Annotated in this window: 3 protein-coding genes; 1 reads left to right on the top strand and 2 read right to left on the bottom strand. The window is 69.7% G+C overall.

From position 1 onward, the window contains the following. Positions 1 to 278: 278 nt before the first annotated feature. Positions 279 to 1,100: a DUF3097 domain-containing protein gene (locus I0Q12_RS18325; RefSeq protein WP_197253330.1), complete on the top strand. Its 822-nt coding sequence runs from the start codon at positions 279 to 281 to the stop codon at positions 1,098 to 1,100. An 18-nt stretch (positions 1,101 to 1,118) separates the two neighbouring features. On the opposite strand, the gene I0Q12_RS18320 is transcribed toward I0Q12_RS18325, so the two are convergent. Both I0Q12_RS18320 and I0Q12_RS18315 read right to left on the bottom strand, forming a co-directional pair. After that, positions 1,119 to 1,748, bottom strand: a complete 630-nt coding sequence (locus tag I0Q12_RS18320) for a hypothetical protein (protein ID WP_197253310.1) — start codon at positions 1,746 to 1,748, stop codon at positions 1,119 to 1,121. Between the two features lie 17 nt (positions 1,749 to 1,765). Beyond that, on the bottom strand, positions 1,766 to 2,595 hold an 830-nt coding region (locus I0Q12_RS18315), incomplete at its 5' end, for an MlaD family protein (RefSeq protein WP_231610956.1).

Genomic DNA, 2,595 nt, shown 5'->3' with positions numbered 1-2,595 from the left:
CCCCGCTGCACCTGGTGTTCGCGGACGACGACGCGGCCGCATCGGCCGCGTCGTCGTCCGCGAACACCAGGTGCAGCGGGGCCCAGGTGTTGAGGGCATCGATCACCTCGTCGGGCGCGGCGTCGCCGGACAGCCACACGCCCGCCCACAGGGTCAGGGTCAGGCTCGGGGAACTCACCGGCACAGCATACGGCGGCACGTCACACCGGCATCCCGGCGTGGCAGCCGCAACGGCACCACGCCGTGTCCTAACGTCGTCGGGCGTGAGCCCACGCGACATGTACGGCGGCGACATCTACGCCGGCCACGCCCGCACCCGCAAGCCGACGGTCCCGGAACTGGCGGCCGAGAGGGATCTCGTCGTCGAGGACGCCGCCTCGGGCTGGTGCGGCGCCGTCGTGGGCTTCGAACGCACCTACGACGGGGACTTCGTGCGCCTCGAGGACGGGCAGGGTCGCACCCGACTGTTCGCGATGCGCCCGGCCGCGTTCCTCGTCGACGGCAAACCGGTCACGCTGGTGCGGCCGAAAACCCGTCCGGCCGCGCAGAAACCGGCGCGGTCCGCGTCCGGGTCGACCCGCGTCGAGGGACTGAAGGCGCGGGTCGCGCGCGGCAGCCGCATCTGGGTGGAGGGCGTGCACGACGCCGCGCTCGTCGAACGGGTGTGGGGTCACGACCTGCGCGTCGAAGGGGTGGTCGTCGAGCAGCTCGAGGGCCTGGACAACCTCGCCGAGCGGCTCGCCGAGTTCGAACCGGGACCCGGCCGGCGGATCGGGGTGCTCGCCGACCACCTCGTCGCCGGGTCCAAGGAGGAACGGCTGACCGCGAACCTCGGCCCGTACGTCATGGTCACCGGCCACCCGTACATCGACGTGTGGGAAGCGGTGCGGCCCAAGACCTTGAGCATCGCGGCGTGGCCGAAGGTGCCGCGCGGGCAGGACTGGAAGACCGGGGTGTGCCGGGAACTGGGCTGGGGCAGCCCGCAGGACGGCTGGCGCCGGGTCTACGGTGCGGTGTCGTCGTTCCGGGATCTCGAGGCGCCGCTGATCGGTGCCGTCGAACGGCTCGTGGACTTCGTGACCGAACCCGAGGAGGGCTGAGCCGCCCGACGCGATCCGTCAGCGGCCGCCGGTCTCGGGTGCGGGTTCGGCCTCGCCCGTTCCGGGCAGCCCGGCCCCGACGCCCCCGACATCGGTGATGGTCCAGTCCGATGCGCGGTCCATGGTCACCCGGTAGGTCGCGGTGGCCGCCACCCCGTCCGGGGTCTGCTTGCTCTTGGACACCATGTCGACGAACACCTGCACGACGAAGGTGTCGCCGTCGTTGCTCGCCACCTCGGCGGCGAGCAGACGTGCGGTGGAGGTGTACTCCATCTGGGTCAGCCACGGCGCGACGACGTCGACGGCCCCCTCGAGCTTCGGCACGAGTTGTTCACTGACACCGTCGGTCAGCGCGTCCCGCCAGGCGTCGAGATCACGGAAGTCGACCTCCGAGACGTTCAGCGCATATTCCGAGGCGACGGCCTCGGCTTCGGCCTCGGTGTCCAGCCGGCTCTGCAGGGCCTGCAATTGCTCGGACGAGTCGTCGGTCGCCCACAGCACCCCGAAGGTCACCGCGGCGACGAGCGCGAGCACCGCGACGATCGCGACGGTGCGGAACGACGACCACCACGGGCCGCGGCTGCCGGTCTCCCCGGTGCTCGGCCCGGCCTCGGCTGGATCCTGTTCGGTGACATCGGTTTTCGACATGACGCTGTCTTCCTTCTTCATCGGGGCACGCTCACGGTGAAACGAACACTGTCGCCCGGCATGGTCGCGATGGCCTGTTCGAGCAGGGTACCGAGGTCCATTCGGCCGACCACGGATCCGGTGGCCTGGGTGACGGGCCGCAGCGCGACCCCGATCGCGCCGAGTTCGGGGGCCATCTTCGACAGGAACTCGGCGAGTTCGATCTCCTGCTGACGCCAGGAGCCGAGGATCTCCTCGCCCTTGAGCACCGAGGATCCTTCGAACAGGTACTCGTACGAGATGCCGAGGGTCTCACCGAACTGGTCCAGCATGGGAGGAGCGGCGACCATCGCCGGTCGCACCCACTCCACATCGCCCATCATCCACATCAGGTCGCTCAGAACGGTTTCCAGCGAGCCCTCGTGCCGGGTCAGGGTGGACAGCAGCAGTTCGGCACCGCGACCCGCCGCGGGCATCGTCTCCTCGAGTCCTTCCACCGACTCGGTGAACGTGGCGACGAGTTCGTTCAGCGACTCCGCATCGGTCTGCTCGAGCAGTTCCGAGGTCGTCGCGAGGAGATCGGGCACCGAAGTCGGGAGTTCGACGACCTCGGTCAGGTGCGCCCCGTCCTCGAGATAGGGGCCCTCGGTCGACGCCGGGAGGAACGAGAACACCGGTTCGCCCAGCGACGACAGGTTCTCGACACGCATCGTGCTGTCCACGGGGATGCGGTGCTCGGCCTCGTACGAGAGGTTCATGCGCACGAACCCGTCGAGGTTCTCCAAACCGTCGACACGCCCGATGTTCACCCCGCGGTAGACCACCGACGATCCGGTGCGCAGACCCGCCGCGTCGCGCATGTCCACCA

Source organism: Rhodococcus sp. CX, assembly GCF_015865005.1.
In the GTDB taxonomy this organism is placed as follows: Bacteria; Actinomycetota; Actinomycetes; order Mycobacteriales; family Mycobacteriaceae; genus Rhodococcus.
The sequence above is the reverse complement of the archived record's forward strand: the minus strand, read 5'-3'. Positions and strand labels throughout refer to the sequence as shown.

What these genes read in the sequence shown, in the direction of transcription:
- I0Q12_RS18325 (WP_197253330.1), top strand. Translation starts at nt 279, where the DNA reads ATGTACGGCGGCGACATCTACGCCGGCCACGCCCGCACCCGCAAGCCG.
- I0Q12_RS18320 (WP_197253310.1), bottom strand. Translation starts at nt 1,748, where the DNA reads ATGTCGAAAACCGATGTCACCGAACAGGATCCAGCCGAGGCCGGGCCG.